The organism is Pseudomonas huaxiensis (assembly GCF_003231275.1).
In the GTDB taxonomy this organism is placed as follows: Bacteria; Pseudomonadota; Gammaproteobacteria; order Pseudomonadales; family Pseudomonadaceae; genus Aquipseudomonas; species Aquipseudomonas huaxiensis.
In genome coordinates, this window is sequence record NZ_QKVL01000007.1 from 141,641 (window position 1) to 165,141 (window position 23,501).

The 23,501-nt window shown below is 56.3% G+C and carries 19 protein-coding genes and 1 pseudogene; 10 read left to right on the forward strand and 10 right to left on the reverse strand.

The window, feature by feature from the left end; all coding sequences use genetic code 11:
- The first annotated feature begins 53 nt into the window (after positions 1-53).
- Together DM374_RS11135 and DM374_RS11140 are read left to right on the forward strand one after the other, a co-directional pair.
- The gene (locus tag DM374_RS11135) at positions 54-1,703 is read left to right on the forward strand and encodes a GMC family oxidoreductase (RefSeq protein ID WP_110969860.1); all 1,650 of its coding nucleotides are present in this window, start codon (positions 54-56) and stop codon (positions 1,701-1,703) included.
- A gap of 109 nt (positions 1,704-1,812) precedes the next feature.
- Complete coding sequence (locus DM374_RS11140; protein ID WP_110969861.1) at positions 1,813-3,435, forward strand: MFS transporter; 1,623 nt, start codon at positions 1,813-1,815, stop codon at positions 3,433-3,435.
- 171 nt (positions 3,436-3,606) lie between these two features.
- On the opposite strand, the gene DM374_RS11145 is transcribed toward DM374_RS11140, so the two are convergent.
- The 4 genes from DM374_RS11145 to glyQ all read right to left on the reverse strand — a co-directional run bounded on the left by DM374_RS11145 (position 3,607) and on the right by glyQ (position 7,979).
- Entirely contained in the window at positions 3,607-4,380 is a 774-nt protein-coding gene (locus DM374_RS11145; RefSeq protein WP_095159107.1) for a lysophospholipid acyltransferase family protein, read from the reverse strand.
- Between the two features lie 63 nt (positions 4,381-4,443).
- Positions 4,444-4,977, reverse strand: a complete 534-nt coding sequence (gmhB, locus tag DM374_RS11150; protein WP_110969862.1) for a D-glycero-beta-D-manno-heptose 1,7-bisphosphate 7-phosphatase — start codon at positions 4,975-4,977, stop codon at positions 4,444-4,446.
- Between the two features lie 3 nt (positions 4,978-4,980).
- Entirely contained in the window at positions 4,981-7,035 is a 2,055-nt protein-coding gene (gene glyS / locus DM374_RS11155; RefSeq protein WP_110969863.1) for a glycine--tRNA ligase subunit beta, read from the reverse strand.
- Complete coding sequence (gene glyQ, locus DM374_RS11160) at positions 7,032-7,979, reverse strand: glycine--tRNA ligase subunit alpha (protein ID WP_110969864.1); 948 nt, start codon at positions 7,977-7,979, stop codon at positions 7,032-7,034. Before glyQ ends, glyS begins: the two co-directional genes overlap by 4 nt.
- Positions 7,980-8,061: 82 nt before the next feature.
- On the opposite strand from glyQ, the gene DM374_RS11165 reads away from it, so the two are divergent.
- Positions 8,062-8,613: a DNA-3-methyladenine glycosylase I gene (locus DM374_RS11165; RefSeq protein WP_110969865.1), complete on the forward strand. Its 552-nt coding sequence runs from the start codon at positions 8,062-8,064 to the stop codon at positions 8,611-8,613.
- Positions 8,614-8,652: 39 nt separating this feature from the next.
- The gene (locus tag DM374_RS11170; RefSeq protein ID WP_110969866.1) at positions 8,653-9,540 is read left to right on the forward strand and encodes a lysophospholipid acyltransferase; all 888 of its coding nucleotides are present in this window, start codon (positions 8,653-8,655) and stop codon (positions 9,538-9,540) included.
- 86 nt (positions 9,541-9,626) lie between these two features.
- On the opposite strand, the gene DM374_RS11175 is transcribed toward DM374_RS11170, so the two are convergent.
- Genes DM374_RS11175 through def form a run of 5 tightly spaced genes read right to left on the reverse strand, consistent with a single transcriptional unit; the run spans position 9,627 to position 14,168 of the window.
- Complete coding sequence (locus DM374_RS11175) at positions 9,627-9,941, reverse strand: tetratricopeptide repeat protein (RefSeq protein WP_110969867.1); 315 nt, start codon at positions 9,939-9,941, stop codon at positions 9,627-9,629.
- A 24-nt stretch (positions 9,942-9,965) separates the two neighbouring features.
- Positions 9,966-11,339, reverse strand: coding sequence for a Trk system potassium transporter TrkA (gene trkA, locus DM374_RS11180; protein WP_110969868.1), 1,374 nt, complete (start codon positions 11,337-11,339; stop codon positions 9,966-9,968).
- A gap of 21 nt (positions 11,340-11,360) precedes the next feature.
- Positions 11,361-12,674: a 16S rRNA (cytosine(967)-C(5))-methyltransferase RsmB gene (rsmB, locus tag DM374_RS11185; protein ID WP_110969869.1), complete on the reverse strand. Its 1,314-nt coding sequence runs from the start codon at positions 12,672-12,674 to the stop codon at positions 11,361-11,363.
- Positions 12,671-13,603, reverse strand: coding sequence for a methionyl-tRNA formyltransferase (gene fmt / locus DM374_RS11190; RefSeq protein ID WP_110969870.1), 933 nt, complete (start codon positions 13,601-13,603; stop codon positions 12,671-12,673). The genes rsmB and fmt overlap by 4 nt, the downstream gene beginning before the upstream one ends.
- A gap of 58 nt (positions 13,604-13,661) precedes the next feature.
- Positions 13,662-14,168, reverse strand: coding sequence for a peptide deformylase (gene def / locus DM374_RS11195; RefSeq protein WP_095159098.1), 507 nt, complete (start codon positions 14,166-14,168; stop codon positions 13,662-13,664).
- A 209-nt stretch (positions 14,169-14,377) separates the two neighbouring features.
- Here def and DM374_RS11200 point away from each other — a divergent pair.
- The 3 genes and pseudogenes from DM374_RS11200 to DM374_RS11210 form a co-directional block, all read left to right on the forward strand.
- Positions 14,378-15,064: pseudogene (locus DM374_RS11200) on the forward strand (DNA-processing protein DprA); the annotation flags it as partial.
- Between the two features lie 43 nt (positions 15,065-15,107).
- The gene (locus DM374_RS11205) at positions 15,108-16,778 is read left to right on the forward strand and encodes a recombinase family protein (protein WP_110969871.1); all 1,671 of its coding nucleotides are present in this window, start codon (positions 15,108-15,110) and stop codon (positions 16,776-16,778) included.
- A gap of 489 nt (positions 16,779-17,267) precedes the next feature.
- Positions 17,268-19,106 carry a coiled-coil domain-containing protein gene (locus DM374_RS11210; RefSeq protein WP_110969872.1) on the forward strand — a complete coding sequence of 613 codons (1,839 nt, stop codon included), beginning with the start codon at positions 17,268-17,270 and terminating at the stop codon, positions 19,104-19,106.
- 46 nt (positions 19,107-19,152) lie between these two features.
- On the opposite strand, the gene DM374_RS11215 is transcribed toward DM374_RS11210, so the two are convergent.
- Positions 19,153-20,121: a DNA-methyltransferase gene (locus DM374_RS11215; protein ID WP_078481968.1), complete on the reverse strand. Its 969-nt coding sequence runs from the start codon at positions 20,119-20,121 to the stop codon at positions 19,153-19,155.
- A 288-nt stretch (positions 20,122-20,409) separates the two neighbouring features.
- Between DM374_RS11215 and DM374_RS11225 the strand changes: the two genes are divergently transcribed.
- The 3 genes from DM374_RS11225 (at position 20,410) to DM374_RS33130 (ending at position 23,030) form a co-directional block, all read left to right on the forward strand.
- Entirely contained in the window at positions 20,410-21,084 is a 675-nt protein-coding gene (locus DM374_RS11225) for a hypothetical protein (protein WP_078481969.1), read from the forward strand.
- A gap of 239 nt (positions 21,085-21,323) precedes the next feature.
- Positions 21,324-22,250, forward strand: a complete 927-nt coding sequence (locus DM374_RS11230) for a replication initiation protein (protein ID WP_110969874.1) — start codon at positions 21,324-21,326, stop codon at positions 22,248-22,250.
- A gap of 273 nt (positions 22,251-22,523) precedes the next feature.
- Positions 22,524-23,030, forward strand: coding sequence for a hypothetical protein (locus DM374_RS33130; RefSeq protein WP_157969684.1), 507 nt, complete (start codon positions 22,524-22,526; stop codon positions 23,028-23,030).
- The last annotated feature ends 471 nt before the right edge of the window (positions 23,031-23,501 follow it).

Consider the following 23,501-nt stretch of genomic DNA (forward strand, 5'->3'; position numbering starts at 1 on the left):
ATAATCAATAACACTGAAGGAAGACAAGAATAAAAATCAGGCGCGAGGTCTTCATGCCATCAGCCGATCATTCCTACGACTACGTCATCGTTGGTGCCGGTCCTGCGGGTTGCCTGCTGGCAAACCGGTTGTCCGCCGATCCTTCCTGTCGCGTTGCCCTGCTCGAAGCCGGTGGCCGCGACAACTACCCCTGGATTCATATCCCGGTCGGTTATCTCTACTGCATTGGCAATCCCCGCACCGACTGGTGCTTCAAGACCGAATCCCAAGCCGGCCTCAACGGACGCAGCCTGGGTTATCCACGGGGCAAGGTGCTCGGCGGCTGTTCCTCGATCAACGGCATGATCTACATGCGCGGGCAGTCCGGCGACTACGACCGCTGGGCCGACGAGGGCAATCCTGGCTGGGCGTGGAAGGACGTGCTGCCGCTGTTCAAGGCCAGCGAGCGGCACTACGCCGGGGCCAGCGAGGCGCACGGTGCTGACGGTGAATGGCGGGTCGAGCAGCAGCGTTATTCCTGGGCGATTCTCGACGCGTTTCGCGAGGCGGCCGCGCAACAGGGGATCGCCAGCGTCGATGACTTCAACGGCGGCGATAACCAGGGCTGTGGATATTTTCAGGTCAACCAGAAAGCCGGCGTGCGCTGGAATGCCTCCAAGGCGTTTCTCCGGCCGATTGCCCACCGCACCAACCTGAGCGTACTGACGGGTGTCGATGTTGACCGTGTGCTGCTGGAGAACGGCCGTGCCTCTGCGGTGCGCGCACGGTGGCAGGGGCAATGGCAGAACTTCGACGCCCGCCGTGAAGTGATCCTGTGCGCTGGCTCCGTCGGTTCGCCAGGAATCCTCCAGCGTTCCGGCGTCGGTCCGCGGCCCCTGCTGGAGCGCTTGGGCATCGGTGTGAACCACGAATTGCCCGGCGTTGGCGGCAACCTGCAGGACCATCTGCAACTGCGGCTGATCTACCAGGTCGACAATGTCCGCACCCTTAATCAGGTGGCCAACACGCTCTTCGGCAAGATGGGCATGGGTCTGCGTTATCTCTATGACCGCAGTGGCCCGCTGGCCATGGCGCCGAGCCAACTGGGCGCGTTCGTGCGTTCGGGGCCGGAGCAGGCTTCGCCGAATCTCCAGTACCACGTTCAGCCGCTGTCGCTGGACCGATTTGGCGAGCCGTTGCACCGCTTCGCCGCCTTCACGGCGTCGGTGTGTAACCTGCGGCCGCTCAGCCGCGGACGTGTGGATATCCGCTCGGCGGACCCTGCCGACGCGCCATTGATCGACCCCAATTACCTCAGCGCGCCGGAAGACCTGCAGGTCGCCGCCCAGGCCATCCGCCTGACCCGCAATATCGTCCAGTCCCCTGCCCTCGCGCCCTTCTCGCCGCGCGAATACCTGCCGGGACCGGCGTTGCAGAGTGACGAAGACCTGTACGCCGCTGCCGGCCAGATTGGCACCACCATCTTCCATCCGGTGGGTACCTGCCGCATGGGCAACGGGTCGCTGGATGTGGTGGACGCGCAGTTGCGGGTTCACGGTGTCGCCGGCCTGCGCATCGCCGATGCGTCGATCATGCCGAACATCGTTTCGGGCAATACCTGCTCACCCACCTTGATGATCGCGGAAAAGGCCGCGCAACTGATCCGCCAGGGCCATGAGGCCATCAGCGGCCGCAGTGACCGCACGAAGATAGCGACGCCCTGAGCCTTGTGCGGGGCGGCGTGGCAACAGTGACACCGGCAGCAGTCGACCGGTGTCGACAGTGGACAACAACAATAATCACTGTGCCCCAACGTGGGCCGAGGACAGCACGATGTCGGACACCCTTCAGCAGCAGAGCGCAACCACGACGGCCAGCAGCCGCCGCGAAGAGCGCAAGATCATTTTCGCGTCATCCCTCGGGACGGTTTTCGAGTGGTATGACTTTTTTCTCTACGGGGCGCTGGCCGCGGTCATCAGCAAGCAGTTCTTCGCCGGGGTCAACGACACCACGGCGTTCATCTTTGCGCTGATGGCATTTGCCGCCGGGTTCCTGGTCAGGCCTTTCGGTGCGCTGGTGTTCGGGCGGCTGGGAGACATGATCGGCCGCAAGTACACCTTCCTAGTGACCATCGTGCTGATGGGCCTGTCCACCTTCGCCGTTGGCTTGCTGCCGACCTACGCCAGCATCGGCATCGCCGCACCGATCATCCTGGTGGTGCTGCGCATGCTCCAGGGCCTGGCGCTGGGCGGTGAGTACGGCGGCGCAGCGACCTACGTCGCCGAGCACGCCCCGCACGGAAAACGCGGTTTCCACACCGGTTTCATCCAGTCCACCGCGACCCTCGGCCTGCTGCTGTCGCTGCTGGTGGTGCTGGGCAGCCGCTACATCAGTGGCGACCAGTTCGAAACCTGGGGCTGGCGCCTGCCGTTCCTGCTGTCCATCGTGCTGCTGGCGATCTCCACCTGGATCCGCATGAGCATGCATGAGTCGCCGGCCTTCGTGAAAATGAAGGCTCAGGGCAAGATCAGCAAGTCGCCGATCCGCGAGTCCTTCACCTCCTGGCCGAACCTCAAGGTCGTTCTGACGGCGCTGTTCAGCATCAATGCCGGGCAGGCGGTGACCTTCTACACCGCGCAGTTCTACGTGCTGTTCTTCATGACCCAGATGCTCAAGATGGATCCGGCCCAGGCCAACACCCTGCTGATCATCAGCGTGGTGATCGGCGCGCCGTTCTTCGTCTTCTTTGGCTGGTTGTCGGACCGCATCGGGCGCAAGCCGATCCTGATGACGGGCCTGCTGCTCGCCACTCTGCTCTACTTCCCGCTGTTCAAAGCGCTGAGCCACTACGCCAACCCGCAGATCGACACCGCCAGTCGTCAGTCACCCATCGTGGTGATGGCTGATCCTGCCGGCTGCACCTTCCAGTTCGACCCGGTGGGCAAGGCGCGATTCGACAGCCCTTGCGACAAGGTCAAGACGTTCCTGGTCAAACAGGGCCTGCCGTACAGCTCGCAATCGATGCCTGCCGGCAGCAGCGTGGCAGTGATGGTGGGTGAGCAGCGCATCGAGGGCTTCGACGAGGCGGCCATGCGCGCAGCGATCGAGAAGGCCGGCTACCCGTCCAAGGCCGACGCCAGCAGCGTCAACCAGCCGATGGTGGTGCTGTTGATCGTGGTGATGATCCTGATCGCCACCATGACCTACGGACCGTTGGCTGCGGTGATGGTCGAGCTGTTCCCGACCCGCATCCGCTACACCTCGATGTCCCTGCCCTACCACATCGGCAACGGCTGGTTCGGCGGCTTCCTGCCCACCGTATCGTTCGCATTGGTGGTGTACACCGGCGACATTTTCTACGGGCTCTGGTACCCGGTGCTGATCACTGGCGTCAGTCTGGTGGTGGGTCTGTTCTGTCTGAAAGAGACCCGTGATGTCGACATCGACAAGGTGTGAATAACAGGCACAAAAAAACCGGCGTAAAAGCCGGTTTTTTTATTCCGCGAAAAAACTTATGCACGATTTACACGAAACAGTCATACATAGAAATATGTAAGCAGATTAATGAGTTAGCGCGTTTTTTCGTGATCCATCCAAATATTGTCAACAAGTTATCCACAGAACGGGTCAAGCCACCGACTGCGTTTCGCTGACCGCCTGCAGAGGGGGCAGCGAACCCAGTTCGCGCTGGGTTTTTTCGTTCCACGCGGCAGCGCGGTCGTTCAGTTCGGCGATCGCCCGCGGGCCACTGCCTTCGGCCCACATCGGCTCGCCGATCACCACTTCAATGGTGCCAGCGCGCTTGCCCCAGCCTTCCTTGGGCCAGTACTTGCCAGCGTTGTGGGCGATGGGCAGTACCGGCAGGTCGGCGTTCACTGCCAGGGCGGCGCCGCTGCGCGAGAACTTGCCGATCTGGCCGAATGGCACGCGGGTACCTTCCGGGAAGATCAGTACCCACACGCGTTCCTTGAGCAGCTTGTCGCCTTTGGCGGCAACCTGTTTCAGGGCGGCCTTGGGGTTGTCGCGGTCGATGGCGATCGGCCTCAGCATGGCCATGGCCCAACCAAAGAACGGCACGTACAGCAGCTCGCGCTTGAGCACCTGGCTCAGGGGCTGGAAGTACGCGGAGAGGAAGAAGGTTTCCCAGGTGCTCTGGTGATTGGAGAGGATCACGCAGGGGCGCTCGGGGATGTTCTCGGCGCCGGTCACCTTGACCCGAATATTCAGGAACACCCGCACCAGCACCAGCGCGAAGCGGCACCAGTAGACGTTGATCCAGCGATAGCGATAACGGAACGGCAGGAACGGCGCGATAAAGAAGCTGAGTGAACACCAGATCAGCGCGCTGGCGCCCAACAACAGATAAAAGGGAACGATTCTGATCGCCTGCAGGATCGACATAGCGGCTTGTACCGTTGCGGGAGGGCCCGCCTAGTAAGAGTGCGCCCGCAAGGGGCAGGCGCGCTATTTGTGGATAAGTGCTCTGGCGACGGCAGCCAGGTCATCGAAAATCAGTGTATCCGGCGCAACGCCCTTGGCGAGGGTCTTCTCACCCTTGCCGGTGCGTACCAGAACCGGTTGAGCATCGACGGTTGCCGCGGCTTCCAGGTCACCGCTGCTGTCGCCGACGAACCACACGCCAGCGAGGCTGGCGTCATAGTATTCGGCAATCTGGCGGAGCATCCCGGGTTTTGGTTTGCGGCAATCGCAGCCATCGTCCGGCCCGTGCGGGCAGTGGACGATCAGCCCGACGTCCCCACCCTGCGCGGCCACCAGCTCACGCAGGCGGGCGTGCATGGCGTCGAGGGTCGACAACGGGTAGTAGCCGCGGGCGATGCCGGACTGGTTGGTGGCGACGGCCACCGTCCAGCCGGCCTGGCTCAACTGCGCGATGGCCTCGATCGAGCCGGGGATCGGAATCCATTCCTCCAGCGACTTGATGTAGGCGTCGGAGTCCTGGTTGATCACCCCGTCACGATCGAGAATCAGCAGTTTCAAGGCTTACCCCAGCAGCGAGATGTCGGCCACGCCCAGGAACAGACCGCGCAGGCGGCTGAGCAGGGCATAACGGTTGGCCCGCACGTTGGCGTCTTCGGCATTGACCATCACCGCTTCGAAGAACGCATCCACCGGCTCACGCAGGGCAGCCAGACGCGCCAGCGACTCGCGGTACTGACGCGCTGCTGCCAGCGGTTGCACGGCGTGGTCGGCCTGCTGGATCGCCGAGTACAGCGAGAACTCGTTGGCGTTGTCGAAGTACTTCGGCTCGACGGTGGTGGCCACGGTGCCTTCGGCTTTGCTCAGCAGGTTCGACACACGCTTGTTCACCGCGGCCAGGGCGGCGGCTTCCGGCAGTTGGCGGAAGGCCTGGACGGCCTGCACGCGCTGGTCGAAGTCCAGCGCCGAACCCGGCTTCAGGGCACGGACCGACAGGTAGGTGGCGACATCAATGCCTTCATCTTCGTAGCGCGCACGCAGGCGGTCGAAGACGAATTCCAGCACCAGCTCGGCCAGGCCGGCCGGCTTGACCTTGGCACCGAACTGCTTGACCGCGAAGTCGACAGCGTCGGTCAGGTCCAGGTCCAGTTGCTTCTCGATCAGGATGCGCAGTACGCCCAGGGCCGCACGACGCAGTGCATACGGGTCTTTGCTGCCGGTTGGCAGCATGCCGATGCCGAAGATGCCGACCAGGGTGTCGAGCTTGTCGGCGATGGCCACGGCCGCGCCGGTCAGGGTCGATGGCAATTCAGCGCCAGCACCGCGCGGCATGTACTGCTCGTTCAGGGCCAGGGCAACATCTTCCGGCTCGCCGTCGTTGAGCGCGTAGTAGTAACCGGCGACGCCCTGCATTTCAGGGAATTCGCCGACCATCTCGGAGGCCAGGTCGCACTTGGACAGCAGGCCTGCGCGGGCTGCGCGCTGGGCGTCGCCACCGATCTTGCCGGCGATGAACGCGGCCAGATTCGAAACGCGCTCGGCCTTGTCGAAGACGCTGCCCAACTGGGCCTGGAAGACCACGTTCTGCAGGCGGTCGTTGAAGCTTGCCAGTGGCTGCTTCTTGTCCTGCTTGAAGAAGAACTCGGCGTCGGTCAGGCGTGGACGCACGACCTTCTCGTTGCCTTCGATGATCTGCTTCGGATCGCGGCTCTCGACGTTGGCCACGGTGATGAAGCGCGGCAGCAATTTGCCGTCGACGTCCAGCAGGCAGAAGTACTTCTGGTTGTCCTGCATGGTGGTGATCAGGGCTTCTTGCGGCACTTCAAGGAAACGCTCCTCGAACGAGCAGACCAGCGGAACCGGCCACTCGACCAGCGCGGTCACTTCGTCCAGCAGGGCTGGAGGGACGATCGCGGTGCCTTCCTGCTGCATCGCCAGTTCAGCGGTGCGCTTGCTGATCAGCTCGCGACGCTCGGCGAAGTCAGCCAGGACGTAGGCCTTGCGCAGATCTTCCTGGTAGTTGGCCGGAGCACTGATGCGCACGTTTTCCGGGTGGTGGAAGCGGTGGCCACGGGATTCGCGACCGGCAGTCTGGGCGAGGATGGTGCAATCGACCACCTCGTCACCCAGCAGCATGACCAGCCATTGGGTTGGACGCACGAACTCTTCGCGGCGAGCACCCCAGCGCATGCGCTTGGGGATCGGCAGGTCGTTCAGGGAGTCTTCGACGATGGTCGGCAGCAGGCTGGCGGTTGCCTTGCCCGGGATGTGCTGGGAGAAGCGCAGCTTGGCGCCGCTCTGGTCGATTTCCGACAGCTCCACGCCACATTTCTTGGCGAAGCCCAGGGCGGCCTGGGTCGGGTTGCCTTCGGCGTCGAACGCGGCCTGGCGGGGCGGGCCGTCGACGTTGATGCTGCGGTCTGGCTGCTGGGTGTCGAGTTGACGAATCAGCACGGCCAGACGGCGCGGCGCGGCGTACACCTGTTTGCCGGTGTAGTTCAGGCCGGCGGCCTGCAGGCCTTTTTCGATGCCGGCGAGGAAGGCATCGCCGAGGCTGGCCAGGGCCTTGGGTGGCAGCTCTTCGGTGCCCAGTTCAACCAGGAAATCTTGAGCACTCATTCTGCAGCCTCCAGCTTGGCCAACACTTCATCACGCAATTCAGGGGTTGCCATCGGGAAGCCCAGCTTGGCGCGGGCGTTCAGGTAGCTCTGGGCCACGGCACGGGCCAGGGTGCGCACGCGCAGGATGTAACGCTGGCGCTCGGTGACCGAGATGGCGCGGCGGGCATCCAGCAGGTTGAAGGTGTGGGACGCCTTGAGGACCATTTCGTAGGTCGGCAGCGGCAGTTCCAGCTCGATCAGGCGGTTGGCTTCGCTTTCATAGAAATCGAACAGCTCGAACAGCTTCTCGACGTTGGCATGTTCGAAGTTGTAGGTCGACTGCTCCACTTCGTTCTGGTGGAACACGTCGCCGTAGGTCACCTTGCCGAACGGACCGTCAGTCCAGACCAGGTCGTAGACCGAGTCGACGCCCTGCAGGTACATGGCCAGACGCTCCAGGCCATAGGTGATTTCACCGGTGACCGGCAGGCATTCGATGCCGCCAACTTGCTGGAAGTAAGTGAACTGGGTGACTTCCATGCCGTTGAGCCAGATTTCCCAACCCAGACCCCAGGCGCCGAGGGTCGGCGATTCCCAGTTGTCTTCGACGAAACGGATGTCGTGAACCAGCGGATCCAGGCCAATGGCTTTCAGCGAGCCGAGGTACAGCTCCTGGAAGTTGGCCGGGTTCGGCTTGAGCACCACCTGGAACTGGTAGTAGTGCTGCAGGCGGTTGGGGTTTTCACCGTAACGGCCATCGGCCGGGCGACGGCTTGGCTGCACGTAAGCGGCGTTCCAGGTTTCCGGGCCTACGGCGCGCAGAAACGTGGCGGTATGAAAGGTGCCGGCGCCCACTTCCATATCGTAGGGCTGAAGCACCACACAACCTTGCTCGGCCCAGTATTGCTGGAGCGCGAGGATCAAGTCTTGGAAGGTACGCACGGCTGGCGTAGGCTGGCTCACGAAATTCACCTGTTTCTAGGGCTGCGAATATAAAGAGCGGGAGTATAACCCGATTCGCCCCGGCCTCTACCCATGGTGCTTTATGCCACGTTGCTTTTGGTGTACCGACGATCCGCTGTATCAGGCTTATCACGATCAGGAATGGGGCACGCCGCAGCGCGATGCCGGGCAGCTCTTCGAAATGCTGCTTCTGGAAGGATTCCAGGCCGGACTGTCGTGGATCACCGTGCTGAAAAAGCGCGAGCGTTACCGGCAAGTGATGTTCGGTTTCGACCCGCATCGGCTGGCGCAAATGACCGATGAAGAAATCGAAGAACGCATGCTCGACCCCGGCATCATCCGCAACCGCCTGAAGCTCAAGGCTTCGCGGCGCAATGCGCTGGCCTGGCTGAAGCTGGACGACCCGGCGGCCTTCCTCTGGTCCTTTGTCGGCGGCCAGCCGAAGATCAATCACTTTGTCGGGCGCAGCGAAGTGCCGGCGGTCACCGACGAGGCCAAGGCCATGAGCAAGGCGCTGCAAAAGGCCGGGTTCACCTTTGTCGGCCCGACCATCTGTTATGCCTTCATGCAGGCCACCGGCATGGTCATGGATCACACCACCGATTGCGATCGATACGCCGCCCTGCTGCGCTGACGGTTACAATGCCCGGCTTGCTTACGGAGGAACCTGCCTGTGGAAAAGTTCAAGGGCGCCTTGATGGTCGGGGCGTTGCGGTTGTTTGCCAAGCTGCCCTGGGGCGCAGTGCAACGGGTCGGCGCGGCCATCGGCTGGATCATGTGGAAGGTACCGAACAGCTCCCGTGAAGTGGTGCGGATCAACCTGTCCAAGTGCTTCCCGGAGATGGACCCGGTCGAGCGCGAGAAGCTGGTGGGTCGCACGTTGATGGATATCGGCAAGTCCTTCACCGAAAGCGCGTGCGCCTGGATCTGGCCGGCGCAGCGTTCCATCGACCTGGTGCGTGAAGTCGAAGGCCTGGAGGTGTTGAAAGACGCCCTGGCCTCGGGCAAAGGCGTGGTCGGCATCACCAGCCACCTCGGCAACTGGGAAGTGCTCAACCACTTCTATTGCAGCCAGTGCAAACCGATCATTTTCTACCGCCCGCCCAAGCTCAAGGCGGTCGATGACCTGCTGCGCGAGCAGCGCGTGCAACTGGGCAACCGCGTTGCGCCCTCGACCAAGGAAGGCATCCTGAGCATCATCAAGGAAGTGCGTCGTGGCGGTCAGGTGGGGATTCCGGCTGACCCGGAGCCTGCGGAATCGGCGGGGATTTTCGTGCCGTTCCTGGGGACGAAAGCGCTGACCAGCAAGTTCGTGCCGAACATGCTGGCGGGCGGCAAGGCAGTGGGGGTGTTCCTGCATGCCTTGCGGCTGCCGGATGGCTCGGGCTTCAAGGTGATCCTGGAAGCGGCGCCGGAGGCGATGTACAGCACCGACACCGAGACTTCGGCGGCGGCGATGAGCCAGGTTGTGGAAAAGTATGTGCGGGCCTATCCGAGCCAGTACATGTGGAGCATGAAGCGGTTCAAGAAGCGGCCTCCCGGCGAGCCGCGCTGGTACTGAGGGACTCATCGCCGGCAAGCCGGCTCCCACAGGTTTCGTGCACACCCCGGACCTGTGGGAGCCGGCTTGCCGGCGATGAATTCAACTCAATTCCCGGCTTTATCCAGCTTCTTCAAGAACACCGCCATCTCCTTCTCGGCCTGCTTGTCCCCATGAGCCTGCGCCGCCGCAATCCCCTGCTCCCAGGCCGCCCGTGCCGCAGCGTTATCCCCAGCCGCCACCCACGCCTTGCCGAGCAATTTCCACGCCGCCGAATACTTCGGATCCAGCTCCACACACCGCGCCAGGTGCACCGCCGCTTCGGCGCCGTTGCCTTCGTCCAGCCAGGACTTGCCCAGCCCAAAGCGCAACAGCGGGTTATCCACACCCTTGGCGAGCATTTTTTCCAGCGATTCGCGCATTGCCTTCCCTTCCTTCGGTAACGGTCAGAAGAACGTCAGACCGACGTGGAACAACTTTTCCACATCGCGAATGTACTTTTTATCCACAACGAACAGGATCACGTGGTCGCCGCTCTTGATCACCGTGTCGTCGTGGGCGATGAGCACTTCGTCGTCTCGGATGATTGCGCCGATGGTGGTGCCCGGCGGCAGGTTGATGTCTTCGATGGCCTTGCCCACCACCTTGCTCGACTTCGAGTCGCCGTGGGCGATCGCTTCGATGGCTTCCGCCGCGCCACGGCGCAGCGAGTGCACGCTGACGATATCGCCGCGGCGCACGTGGGCCAGCAAGGTGCCGATGGTGGCTAGCTGCGGGCTGATGGCGATATCGATCTCGCCGCCCTGCACCAGGTCGACATAGGCCGGGTTGTTGATGATGGTCATCACCTTGCGCGCGCCGAGGCGCTTGGCCAGCAGCGAGGACATGATGTTGGCCTCGTCGTCGTTGGTCAGGGCCAGGAAGATGTCGGCGTCGGCGATGTTTTCTTCCAGCAGCAGGTCGCGGTCCGAGGCACTGCCCTGGAGCACCACGGTGCTGTCGAGGGTGTCGGAGAGGTAGCGGCAACGGGCCGCGCTCATCTCGATGATCTTCACCTGATAGCGGCTTTCGATGGCCTCGGCCAGACGCTCGCCGATCTGCCCGCCACCGGCGATCACCACGCGCTTGTTGGTTTCATCGAGGCGGCGCAGCTCGCCCATCACCGCACGGATGTGGGCCTTGGCGGCGATGAAGAACACCTCGTCATCGGCTTCGATCACCGTGTCGCCTTGCGGCAGGATCGGCCGGTCGCGCCGGAAGATCGCCGCCACGCGGGTATCGACATTGGGCATGTGCGCGCGGATCTGGCGCAGTTGCTGACCTACCAGCGGCCCGCCGTAGTAGGCCTTGACCGCCACCAGTTGCGCCTTGCCGTCGGCGAAGTCGATCACCTGCAGGGCGCCCGGATGCTCGATCAGGCGCTTGATGTAGTGGGTCACCACCTGTTCCGGGCTGATCAGCACGTCCACCGGAATGGCTTCGTTGTCGAACAGCTCGTTGCGGGTCAGGTAGGACGATTCGCGGACGCGGGCGATCTTGGTCGGGGTGTGGAACAGCGTGTAGGCGACCTGGCAGGCGACCATGTTGGTCTCGTCGCTGTTGGTTACCGCCACCAGCATGTCGGCATCGTCGGCGCCGGCCTGGCGCAGGATGGTCGGCAGCGAGCCGCGGCCCTGGACGGTGCGGATATCCAGGCGATCGCCAAGATCGCGCAGGCGCTCGCCATCGGTGTCGACCACGGTGATGTCGTTGGCTTCACTGGCCAGGTGTTCGGCCAGCGTCCCGCCGACCTGCCCCGCGCCAAGGATGATGATCTTCATCCGCTGTCCCTTCCTTTGTTGTTATAGGCCGCGCGCGGCGGCGATTTTTATCAGCTTGGCGTAGTAGAAACCGTCGTGCCCGCCTTCCTGGGCGAGCAACTGGCGACCGTGCGGCTGGCGGATGCCGGCGTCGGTGGCCAGGTCCAGCTCACGGGCGCCGGGGGTGCGGGCGAGGAACGCCTCGATCACTTCGGTGTTTTCCGTGGGCAGGGTGGAACAGGTGGCGTAGAGCAGCATGCCGCCGACTTCGAGGGTCGGCCAGAGTGCATCGAGCAATTCGCCTTGGAGGGCGGCCAGTGCGGCGATGTCGTCGGCCTGGCGGGTCAGCTTGATGTCCGGGTGGCGGCGGATTACGCCGGTGGCCGAGCACGGTGCGTCCAGCAGGATGCGCTGGAAGCCCTTGCCGTCCCACCACTCGCCGGTGTTGCGGGCATCGCAGGCGATCAGTTGGGCGTCGAGGCCGAGGCGGTCGAGGTTCTCGCGCACGCGCACCAGACGCTTGGCTTCCAGGTCGATAGCGACCACACCGGCCAGCTTCGGCTCGACTTCAAGCACGTGGCAGGTCTTGCCGCCAGGGGCGCAGCAGGCGTCCAGCACCCGTTGCCCCGGCGCCAGCTCCAGCAGGTCGGCGGCCAGTTGCGCGGCTTCGTCCTGGACGCTGATCCAGCCGTCGGCGAAGCCGGGCAGGTCACGCACATCACAGGCGGCGGTCAGCAGAATGCCGTCGACGCTGTACTGGCACGGCGCGGCGTCGATGCCGGCCTGGCGCAGCAATTCGAGGTAAGCGTCGCGGCTGTGATGACGGCGGTTGACCCGCAGGATCATCGGCGGGTGGGCGTTGTTGGCAGCGCAGATGGCTTCCCACTGCTCCGGCCAGAACGCCTTCAGCGACTTTTGCAGCCAGCGCGGATGGGCGGTGCGCACCACCGGATCGCGTTCCAGCTCGGCGAGGATGTCGTTGCCTTCACGCTGGGCGCGGCGCAGCACAGCGTTGAGCAGGCCCTTGGCCCAGGGCTTTTTCAGCTTGTCGGCGCAGCCCACGGTTTCGCCGATGGCGGCGTGTTCCGGGACGCGGGTGTAGAACAACTGATACAGGCCCACCAGCATCAAGGCCTGCACATCGGCATCGGCGCTTTTGAAGGGTTTTTGCAGCAGGCGCTCGCCCAGCGCCGACAGGCGTGGCTGCCAGCGCGCGGTGCCGAAGGCGAGGTCCTGGGTCAGGCCGCGGTCGCGGGCTTCGACCTTGTCCAGTTGCGCCGGCAGCGAACTGTTCAGCGAGGCTTTGCCGCTGAGCACAGCGGCCAAAGCACGGGCGGCGGCCAGACGCGGGTTCATTGGCCGAGTACCGTGCCGGGGGTGAATTTCTCGCGGCGGCTGTTGAACAGGTCGCTGAAGTTCAGCGCCTTGCCGCCGGGCAGTTGCAGGCGGGTCAGGCTCAGCGCTTGCTCGCCGCAGGCGACGACCAGGCCGTCCTTGCTTGCGGAAAGGATTTCACCCGGCGCGCCCTGCCCTTCGGCGAGGTTGGCGGCCAGCACTTTCAGCGCTTCGCCAGCCAGGGTGCTGTGGCAGATCGGCCACGGGTTGAAGGCGCGCACCAGGCGCTCCAGCTCGACGGCCGGGCGGCTCCAGTCCAGGCGTGCTTCGTCCTTGTTCAGCTTGTGTGCATAAGTGGCCAGGGCATCGTCCTGCACTTCGCCGTGCAGGGTGCCGGCGTCGAGGCCGGCGATGGCCTCCAGCACGGCCGGCGGGCCGAGTTCGGCCAGGCGATCGTGCAGGGTGCCACCGGTGTCCGCGGCGCTGATCGGGGTGCTGACCTTGAGCAGCATCGGGCCCGTATCGAGGCCGGCTTCCATGCGCATCACGGTCACGCCGCTCTCGGCATCGCCAGCTTGCACCGCGCGCTGGATCGGCGCAGCACCGCGCCAGCGCGGCAGCAGCGAGGCGTGGCTGTTGATGCAGCCGAGTTTGGGAATATCCAACACCACCTGCGGCAGGATCAGGCCGTAAGCCACGACCACCATCAGGTCCGGCGCGAGGGCGGCCAGTTCGGCCTGGGCGTCGGGGTTGCGCAAGGTCGGCGGTTGCAGCACCGGAATGTTGTTATCCACAGCCAGTTGCTTCACCGGGCTCGGCATCAGCTTTTGCCCACGGCCGGCCGGCCGGTCGGGCTGGGTGTAGACGGCGATGATTTCGTGGTGACTGGCCAGCAGGGCCTTGAGGTGTTCGGCGGCAAACTCGGGGGTGCCCGCGAAGACGATGCGCATGGAGTTCTCGCTTAAAAGAAAAAGGCTTGCCGGAGCAAGCCTTCTGGAGTGAGGAGGATCAAGCTTGCTGGCGGTGCTGCTTTTCCAGCTTCTTCTTGATGCGGTCGCGTTTGAGCGTCGACAGGTAATCGACGAACAGCTTGCCGTTGAGGTGGTCGCATTCGTGCTGAATGCACACGGCCAGCAGGCCTTCGGCGATCAGTTCGTAGGGCTTGCCGTCGCGGTCCAGGGCCTTGACCCGGACTTTCAGCGGACGGTCGACGTTCTCGTAGAACCCCGGCACCGACAGGCAGCCTTCCTGGTACTGGCCCATATCGTCGGTCAGTTCTTCCAGCTCGGGGTTGATGAACACCCGCGGCTCGCTGCGATCTTCGCTCAGGTCCATGACCACGACGCGCTTGTGCACGTTGACCTGAGTCGCTGCCAGGCCAATGCCTGGGGCTTCGTACATGGTTTCAAACATGTCATCCACCAACTGGCGGATGGCGTCGTCGACTTCCGTCACCGGTTTGGCGATGGTGCGAAGGCGCGGGTCCGGGAATTCGAGGATGTTCAGAATGGCCATAAGCGTATGAGCTGCACTGTGCAATGTGTGACAAACATGAGCGCACATAATAAAGGGATTCTGCGCGTTCGGCACCTGCGAAAAGGTCGTCTAGGGTTGAAATGCCGGCTGTCGGACTGCGTTCGTCAGGCAGTTGTCAAAGCATTATCAACAGACTTATCCACAGGTTTTGATATGTGGGTAATCCCGAAAAGATCAAGGATGGTCTTATGCCCTGCCCCGATTTTCCCGCTTGCCCGCCCGCCGAGCTGGAGGCGCGTTTGCGTCTGCAGCGTCTGCCCGAGGTCGGCCCGCAACGCTTTTTGAAACTGATCCACGCGTTTGGTAATGCCTCGGCGGCGCTCAGCGCACCGGCTTCCGCCTGGCGGACACTGGGCCTGCCGCCAGCGGCGAGCGACGCCCGACGCAGCGCCGAAGTGCGCGATGGCGCGGCGGCGGCAATGGCCTGGCTAGAGCGTCCGGGCCAGCATTTGCTGATGTGGGACGACCCCGCCTACCCTGCGCTGCTCGCGGAAATCCCCAACCCACCGCCGCTGCTGTTTGTCGCCGGCGACCCCGCGCTTGTGGATAAACCACAGTTGGCCATCGTCGGCAGCCGCCGTGCTTCGCCACCGGCGTTGAGCACTGCGGCAGCGTTTTCCCGCAGCCTGGCCCGGGCCGGTTTTGTCGTGACCAGCGGCCTGGCCCTGGGCATCGACGGTGCTGCACACCAAGCCGCCATCGACGTGGGCGGGGCGACGATCGGTGTGCTCGGCACCGGCTTGCAAAAACTTTATCCACAGCGCCACCGCAACCTGGCACGTCACATGCTGGAACAAGGCAGCGCGCTGGTTTCCGAGTTTCCCCTGGACGCCGGACCGCTGCCCGGCAACTTCCCACGGCGCAACCGCATCATAATCCGGTGGTATATTTCTCCGAGTGAAATTCAGAGATACCAAAATGCCAGCCGCCTACGCCTACATTCGCTATTCCAGAGCCGTCCAGCAGACCGGCGACAGTGAAAACCGCCAATACACGGCCCTAGAACTCTTCGAGCACACCACAGGCATAGCCATTGCCGAAGTGGTCTATGACCGAGGGAAATCGGCCTTCCGTGGCGACAACGCCAAGACAGGCAAATTCAAAGAGATTCTTGATCGTATCGAGCAAGGGAGCATCCAGAGGGACGATTATCTTGTAGTGGAATCCATCGACCGGATCACTCGCCAGAGGGTGCTAGACGGCGTGGAATTGCTTCAAGGCATCTTGAAGAAAGGGATCAACATCTACACCACTACCGACCAGAAAACCTATTCCTACAACGATCCATCGAGAGACTTTGAAAACCTCTTGATGATTAGCCTAATCGCCAAACGAGCCAACGAAGAGAGCGAAACAAAGTCCAAACGTCTCTTGTCATCGTGGAATAAACGCCGAGAAAAGGCCCAAAACGGCGAGATAATCATCAAGAAAGGGAAATCAATACCCTACGGCCTTCGCGTGGTTGATGGTCAATTCGTCATAGACGAAGAAGAGCAGAAAGAAATCCAAACACTATTTGAATTGCTCTTGACCTACGGCCTAAACACTGCGATCAAGAAAATCAATCTAATCTCGAAAAAAGATTGGAACAACGGGACGCTTAACAAACTTATAGCCAATAAGACCGTAATCGGGTGCCTTGCTACTCACCGGGTAGAGTACGAAGACGGAAAATCAAGAAAAATCCCAACGGGATACATTGAAAACTACTATCCGCAGTTGATATCCCCAGCCCTCTTTTATCAGGCACTCGACAAGATGAAAGAGCGAAAAATAAAAAACTACAATGGCAGAAGAACCGAACAAGACTTCAATATATTCAAAAATCAAATTTTTTGCCTTTCTTGTGGCGATAAAATCTATTATGACCATCGTGGAAGTCGCTACAAAGGAAAGATTTACCCGCATTTCAAATGCAACACCAAGAGAATAAATCCATCTAAATGCAACACCGACAACATACGCTTTGAGTATGTTTTCGGCTTGCTACTCAAAAGCCTTGAAAAACTAAAAATAACAACCGATGTTTGGAAGCTTTTGCAGATTGACGAAGGTGAAGCAGGTAAAAACAACCTTTTAAACGCTCAATTTGGCGGCTTGTTACGTCGATCTCCCTCGGTTGATACAAATATACTAATCAAAGAGAAGTCCGCCCAATTGGGTCAATTCCGAACGACCTATGAAAACCTAACAATGAGCATCCGGGCTTTCGGTGGGAAGATTCCCCTTCCAGTAATGCAAGAACTTGCCAATACAGAAACAAAGATCGAAGAGTTAACCCAAGAAATTGCAGCCCTAGAAGCCGATAGCCCCACAGAAACGATTGAAATTGATGATTATCAAACGCTCGTTGACCTCTTTATGACCGAAGAGGGGAGAGCCAAGATCAATACGTTCTTCAAAGAAAATGGAATAATTTTCTATGCAGAGCACCATAGACAATCAAGTTTGAGCCAGTTACGAATTTCAAGAGCCAATCCCGACACAGTAGAAGAGTTGACCCACACCAGTGCATTCCTACCCCAAAAAAATATTTTGAAGGCGTGGAATCTTACCGATCTTCAAGATATGTTTGATCTAACAGTTTGAACAATACCCCCTCTAAATTCTCACTTTTGGAGGGGTTACACATTAAAAGAAAAGCTCTTACCCACCAGAAGAGCTTTTGACCTTTTCTAAACGACCATCTTTTTTACAAATCATCTCGCATAATGCACGCCCCTACACACGCCTCATGTGTATACACGCATACGCTTGCGTCTTTAGTTATCAATATATAGATATCAAATATAACAGATAACCATAATAAAGATTACTACACCGCACGCACGCATACGCAAGCACAAACAGCCTACACATTTGATCAAAATTTAATCTATGGTAAATTATAAATAAGGGCAATGAGCAAAGCGATATGAAGCATTTATCAACCCTTTGGTTACCACTTCACACTTTTGCTTCGCAAAAGATGAGAAGTGGTAACGCCGGGCCAAAGGGTGCCCCTTTGGATACCCAAGAGCAAAACAAAAGCATCTCGCTGCAATTTAGGAGTAAAAAATAACAACTACTGAGGGTTAAATGAGCAATGAAATCAAAAGCACAACCATGCTATATAAGAGACTTAATTTTTCAGTCTCTACACTTAAAAAATTAGGCAAATCCTTAAAGCATTCCTTGCGTGTTCACAGCAAAGAAGAAAAGAAAATACAATGGGATGAAGACCTATCCCACAACAACATATTTATAGTCAATGGTATGTCTGTACCAATGAATGAGGCGTCGGCCTTGTCATTCATTAAAGACACACTAACGCCTTTTCATCTGGTCAATAGAAGCAAAGAGCAGAGAAAAGAAGATGTAGAAACCAAAGGCAAATATAAATACAAAATTAAGAAAATCATTAAAGATGAGGCAGGCCAACCCATAGCCGCCTACCTTGATGATCTGATCGACCGTGGCGATTACATCGACAGCGAACAGGTCAAAGAAGATTTTGAAGCCTTCGAGGTCAGCAGGAAGGCCCAGAAGCTCAAAAGCGTCCAAAACTACATAGACCTACACAACACTATCACCCAAGCAGAAAAACCGCTGGATGGACGTAAAACGGTTATCCAAGAGGCTTTCTTTAAATTCCCCATGCACAACCAAGTAGATCTACCGCCTGAATTCTACGTTTCTGCAATTCAGGACTTCTACGCCAAATATTTTCCCGACTATAACTTCCTATTGACGGTTTACCACGGCGATGAATTAGAGGGAGGTAAAAAGAAGGTTGGCGACCACCCTCATATTTTTATCGACTGTAAAAACAAAAGAACAGGGGAATATGACCTAACAGAACAGCAAGCGATGCTTGCCAATAAAGTCATTAAACATGTTGAATTTTTCAAGAATTACACGCCTGTAAACACCAAGCAACAGACATATCAGGAGAGCCAAATAATAGGCGAAGCGTTGCAGGAGCTATTTTACAAGCACATCAACAAAAAATTTAAAACGGAAAACATACCACTTGAAGCTAATAGATTGGAGCAAACCCAAGAAAACCTTGAACTTAGAAAGAAAATCAGGCTTGAAAGTAAGAAAGCCAAAGAAGATAGGGCATTTAACCTTTATACAATGCGACAAGAGCAACTTGAAGACAAACAAAATAAACTTGAGGAAATCTCAATAGAAATCGAGAATAAGCAACAAACAAAAGGGACTATTGACCAAGAAATACGCCAAGGGCAACAAATCAGCCTTAATTTACAAATGAAGATTGAAAAGGCCGAAACACATTGGAGCAAAAGGCTCGCCCAGTTTGACAGCAAAATCAAAGAAAACACGACAATCCTTAGCACTATCACGCAAAAACGAACAGATATTCAGCGAGACATTACACAGCTACAAAACAAAAAAGTTGAGCTAGGGAAAAACTTTAAAGCAGAAAAAGATAAATTACAAAAAAATCTAAATGATTTAAAAGGAAAAGTGACAGCCGAATCCGCAAAGCACAAAAGAATTAAGCAAGCTATAACGATACTTGACCAAAAACTAGAACCACTAATCCATAAATTTGACGTAAAGGTGGACAAGGTACTACATGCCAAACGAATGCACGAGGACACCGATACCCTGTATCAAGAAATGAAAGAAAACATCTTACAAACCGCTAAATACATGGGAAAAGAAAAGCGACACGACTATCTATGGTCTGTAAAAGAACAGCTTGAAGAGAAAGGACTAGACCCCAACAAGGTTGCATTTGGCTTTAAAGAAAAAGTTCAGCTATTCGTATCTGACAAGTTTACCAACACGCAAATAATAGAATTTGACAGAGAAGAAGCCGAGCAGGCGAAACAGGCCAGAAGGAGAAGACTTTTAAAACCTAAGCCCCCAAGCCCGTTTCAAGACCCTTATGACCCTTATCAATAGCCAAACCCACTCAATAAAAAACCCGCAGCAATGCGGGCTTTTTATTTCAGTCAAATCTAAATTTGCTGGCTTCTAAATACTCTTCAACTTGGTCAAAGGCAAACCAATACCGTTTTAATCCTTCAGCCACTTTCCCAGTGGTATTAGATCCCGCAAACGGGTCAAGCACCACATCACCGGGATCGGTAAGAAGCTTGATAAAAAACTCAGGCAAAGCAGCCGGAAAGCGTGCAGGGTGTATTTTAATCCCCGCTTCCTTACATCTTTTCGTGTAAGAATCGTTAGCCGAATTATTTCCGAATTTCAACAAGTCAGTTGGCGTATCATCGTCAATCATATTTGGTGGTATGGAGCCGCCAGCGTGAACTTTATCGAAGGAGTCACGGATAGCGTGCCCAGATGGCCTAGTAGTAGTTTTAACGCCTTTCTTGTTCAATCTAAGCATATCGTCACTGTATGGACGTAAGGCGTTCCTATTATTTGCCTTGGGCCATGGAGTTTTTGATAGCCACCAAACGTATTCAACGGAGTCTTTAATTCGTATACGGCGAACAGTAACCCATTCCGCAGGAACTGGCATTTTTGCGGGATTGTACCAGAAGCACTCTTGTGCAAGGTAGAAACCGACAGTTTCAACCAATTCGATCAAAAGCTTGTAATGATAAATCGAGCGTGTTGGCTCGCCTTTATTGTAACTACCGCCAATGTTAAGGACAAAACTACCATCATCGGTAAGGATTCTGGCTACTTCCTTAGCAAACGGGATAAACCATTCATTGTAATCGGCTTTATCTTTGTTTCCGTAAGCTTTCTTAAAATGCAAAGCATAAGGGGGAGACGTGACCACAAGATTAACCGACCCGGTTTTTATGCTTTTCAGGTAATCCAATGAATCCCCGAGATATGCCTCTCCCCGGTCGGTGGAATAGAAAGGATTAGAAAAGCCATTCTCAAAAATATTAGGAATGGCCAATTTTTCAGTTTCTTCAACTGCAAGGGTAAGTTGTTCAGTCATTCTGGCCGTGATCTAATAGAGGATTTTCGAGGATATGGCGAGCCAAATCCTACCACACGGCAAGGTTAAGTTAATGGGTTGTCAATGTCAACCAATTTAGACGAATGGGTCTCACAGGCAGACGCGGCAAGGCTCAGAGGCGTTACCAGACAAGCCATAGGCCGACTGATCAAGCGGGGACGAGTCCGCACCCTGACCGTAGCCGGGTATGTCCTCGTCTCTCGTGAGGACGTTATGAATTTCCAGCCGGAGAAGGCTGGACGCCCAAAGGTAGCCAAGGAGCAGTGAATGATCGAGTTACGGCAACGTCTATCCGAACTCAGCAACGAGGAACGGGAAGAAATTTTCAAATACCTCCGTAGTCAGATAAAAATACATACTCTGGAGGATGAGTTTAACGCACAGGCGGAAGTCATACTGGAAGCCATTTCACGCGGCTCAGATCTTACCAAGCGAGGAATCCGGGGGATTATTGCAGAAGCGAGTTTCAAAGTTGAAGTTCTGGATAAACTAACAGGCTGGCAAGACATCACGCCGCCCGGCGACCTCCCGTTCGACTTTAAAATTTCCGATACCATTGGAGACATTGGTATTCAGGTAAAAATGCAGCGTAAGAAAGAACAGCGACCTATGATGGCAAATGAAGGCTATCGCGTCCTTTCCCCCGAAAAATATGTTGTTGAAACTCAAAAGACACGAGGTGGTAAAAAAGGCGAGGAAAACACCCGACCATACCGCTTTGGAGAGTTTGACCTTCTGGCGGTATCTATGCACCCGGCTACAAATGACTGGAGCCAATTCCGCTACACTGTAGCATCTTGGCTACTCCCAGATTTTAAGGACGCAAGCTGTATTTTGAAATTCCAACCCGTCCCATTACATAGGGATGATGAGTGGACGGATTCGCTCGAAGAGTGCATTGAATGGTATAGGTCTGGCCGACAGCATACTATTAGCAAGTAATTACCAAGTCCAAAACACTAAAAGCCCGCAAACAAGCGGGCTTTTTACCGTCCAAGTTTGACAAAGCCCGAAAGTATGGCAACTTGAAAGGAGCAGAAAAAGAAAACCACCTTGGGCAAGGTGGTCTGGATACAGCGATAAAAATTTAATCTACACAAACTATTTAATCATCAAAAATTTTATTGTCAAGTCTCTTCCCAAGGTTTCTTTTTCTAAATAACTATTAGAAGAGGATAACAATGGGATGCGTAAAACTATTTGAGGACTACTTACCAAAGAGACCTTATCACACCGATGATTTAATCAGCGGCTTAAAAATCAACAAAAAAGAAAAAGCGAAACTTGCTCGACTGGTCCAACCAAACGGCCCAACCCATAGATATTGGATGGTTTTCGATCTGGACAAGACCAACGCGGGGCTGCACTGGGATGACGTTGGAGCACCAGCCCCTAACCTGATAGCTCGAAATCCGGCTAATGGGCACGCCCATTTGCTCTACCTGCTACAAACCCCTGTCCGAACTGCTATCGACGGCAAAACAGCCCCTTTACGCTACGCTGCGGCCATCGAAGCGGCATTGTGTAAGCTACTGGGAGCAGACCGAGGCTATTCCGGCTTGATCTGCAAGAACCCGATCAACTCCCATTGGATCGTTACCGAGTGGCAGGCCGATCCATACACGTTGGACGACTTAGCCGATTACATCGACTTAACCCCGGAGAAAGCGAAAGAGAAACCCGTAGAGGACTATGGCCTTGGTCGTAACTGTATGCTTTTCGATGAATTGAGAGCGTGGGCATACAAGGCTATACGCCAAGGCTGGCCGACCTATGAACAATGGCTAAACGCTTGCCTAGACCGTGCCACCGGCTACAACGTTAATTTTACTACGCCGTTGGACATATCCGAGGTTAAACACACAGCCAAGAGCGTAGCGAAGTGGACACATAGAAACTTTACCCGTGGCACCTTTGACGATTATGTCGCCAGAACCCACACAAGCAGAATTCAAGCAATCCGAGGCAAGAAAGGCGGCAAAGCCAATGGAAAGACGAAAAGAGAACAAGGCATCCTATTACTAAAATCAGGAGCAACAGTACAAGAAGTTATGAAGCAGATGAGTATTGGACGAGCAACCGCATACAGATGGTCAAAGCAGATCTAACATTATAATCTGTCTCAAAAGCCTATATCAGATAATAGCACCCGGTGAGGGTGTTTCTTCTCCCCCCCTCCCACCCACTCCCATACATCACACACGGTCGTAGACTGCACACACGACACACGCACATACATATACACACGTACCTATACACTTGCACCTACAAGAAATATATTTCTTGTATGACGCACACGGCACACACACGCATGAGAAGCCGCAAAACTTTGACTTTCTAATATTCGTGGTATATTGTTATCAATTAACAACAAATTCACCATGAACAAAATCTCTCTCGCATTACTCACCGCCTTAACCCTTACTACAACCCAAGCCGATTACATGATAAAAATCCCACTAGAACAAGCCCAAGGCGGGAGCCTTCCAAGCGGGTCAATACTTTTTGTAACACAAGAAGAAGGCCCACCATTACCACCCGCAGAAATCGAAGATGAATTGTCAGGCTATAAAGGTATCGGAACGATTGATATACATAGAGGCAGAGGCTTTCTTGAGAGTTCAACGATCCAAAACCCCATGTATATCGGTGTATTTTTTACATACTACGGCGAACAATCCATATATCTCATAGGAAATGTGCAGGAGTTGCTGAACACTGCCAAATCCATAGTTCTAACCATCAATGGTGATGTCCTACCATGCGAGATTTATGATGCTAGTTACGTAGCCTACAAAAATCATACCGAATTTCACTGCTCAACTATAGGTTTCGTAGGCACTAAATATTCACCGGGCCAGCAGTTCAGCATCACTTTCAAAAAATAGCATTATAATTAGTGCAAATAGCCTATATCAGATAATAGCACCCGGTGAGGGTGTTTCTTCTTCCTTTACCGCCCATCCCATCCCTTTCCTCCCCGTATCCCCCCCACATATACATACACCGCACCACCGATAGCGATATAAAGCACGGAATTGGTCAAAATCGGCTTTCTTCCACTCCGTTGATACAACGACACCAAGCCACACCACTACACGCCTAAAATAGCCGAATGCGTTACACCTCACAAAGTGCAAAAGCCTATATCAAAACTAGACCCAAATAGCGTTAACCACCCAACCCCTCACTTCCATAGGTTCGGAGATATATCCCCCAACCTATATGTATGTATACATACATATCAAATTTCTCTCCTGATGAAAATTTCACACTTTTCAAAATTCATCAAAATGGGTGAATATCATTCACTGGGCTGATAAGCCTAAATATCCCGAAAGCGATTTGGGGCAGTAACC

What these genes read in the sequence shown, in the direction of transcription:
- DM374_RS11135 (WP_110969860.1), top strand. Translation starts at nt 54, where the DNA reads ATGCCATCAGCCGATCATTCCTACGACTACGTCATCGTTGGTGCCGGT.
- DM374_RS11140 (WP_110969861.1), top strand. Translation starts at nt 1,813, where the DNA reads ATGTCGGACACCCTTCAGCAGCAGAGCGCAACCACGACGGCCAGCAGC.
- DM374_RS11145 (WP_095159107.1), bottom strand. Translation starts at nt 4,380, where the DNA reads ATGTCGATCCTGCAGGCGATCAGAATCGTTCCCTTTTATCTGTTGTTG.
- glyS (WP_110969863.1), bottom strand. Translation starts at nt 7,035, where the DNA reads ATGAGTGCTCAAGATTTCCTGGTTGAACTGGGCACCGAAGAGCTGCCA.
- DM374_RS11165 (WP_110969865.1), top strand. Translation starts at nt 8,062, where the DNA reads ATGCCACGTTGCTTTTGGTGTACCGACGATCCGCTGTATCAGGCTTAT.
- DM374_RS11175 (WP_110969867.1), bottom strand. Translation starts at nt 9,941, where the DNA reads ATGCGCGAATCGCTGGAAAAAATGCTCGCCAAGGGTGTGGATAACCCG.
- trkA (WP_110969868.1), bottom strand. Translation starts at nt 11,339, where the DNA reads ATGAAGATCATCATCCTTGGCGCGGGGCAGGTCGGCGGGACGCTGGCC.
- rsmB (WP_110969869.1), bottom strand. Translation starts at nt 12,674, where the DNA reads ATGAACCCGCGTCTGGCCGCCGCCCGTGCTTTGGCCGCTGTGCTCAGC.
- fmt (WP_110969870.1), bottom strand. Translation starts at nt 13,603, where the DNA reads ATGCGCATCGTCTTCGCGGGCACCCCCGAGTTTGCCGCCGAACACCTC.
- def (WP_095159098.1), bottom strand. Translation starts at nt 14,168, where the DNA reads ATGGCCATTCTGAACATCCTCGAATTCCCGGACCCGCGCCTTCGCACC.
- DM374_RS11205 (WP_110969871.1), top strand. Translation starts at nt 15,108, where the DNA reads ATGCCAGCCGCCTACGCCTACATTCGCTATTCCAGAGCCGTCCAGCAG.
- DM374_RS11210 (WP_110969872.1), top strand. Translation starts at nt 17,268, where the DNA reads ATGAGCAATGAAATCAAAAGCACAACCATGCTATATAAGAGACTTAAT.
- DM374_RS11215 (WP_078481968.1), bottom strand. Translation starts at nt 20,121, where the DNA reads ATGACTGAACAACTTACCCTTGCAGTTGAAGAAACTGAAAAATTGGCC.
- DM374_RS11225 (WP_078481969.1), top strand. Translation starts at nt 20,410, where the DNA reads ATGATCGAGTTACGGCAACGTCTATCCGAACTCAGCAACGAGGAACGG.
- DM374_RS11230 (WP_110969874.1), top strand. Translation starts at nt 21,324, where the DNA reads ATGGGATGCGTAAAACTATTTGAGGACTACTTACCAAAGAGACCTTAT.
- DM374_RS33130 (WP_157969684.1), top strand. Translation starts at nt 22,524, where the DNA reads ATGAACAAAATCTCTCTCGCATTACTCACCGCCTTAACCCTTACTACA.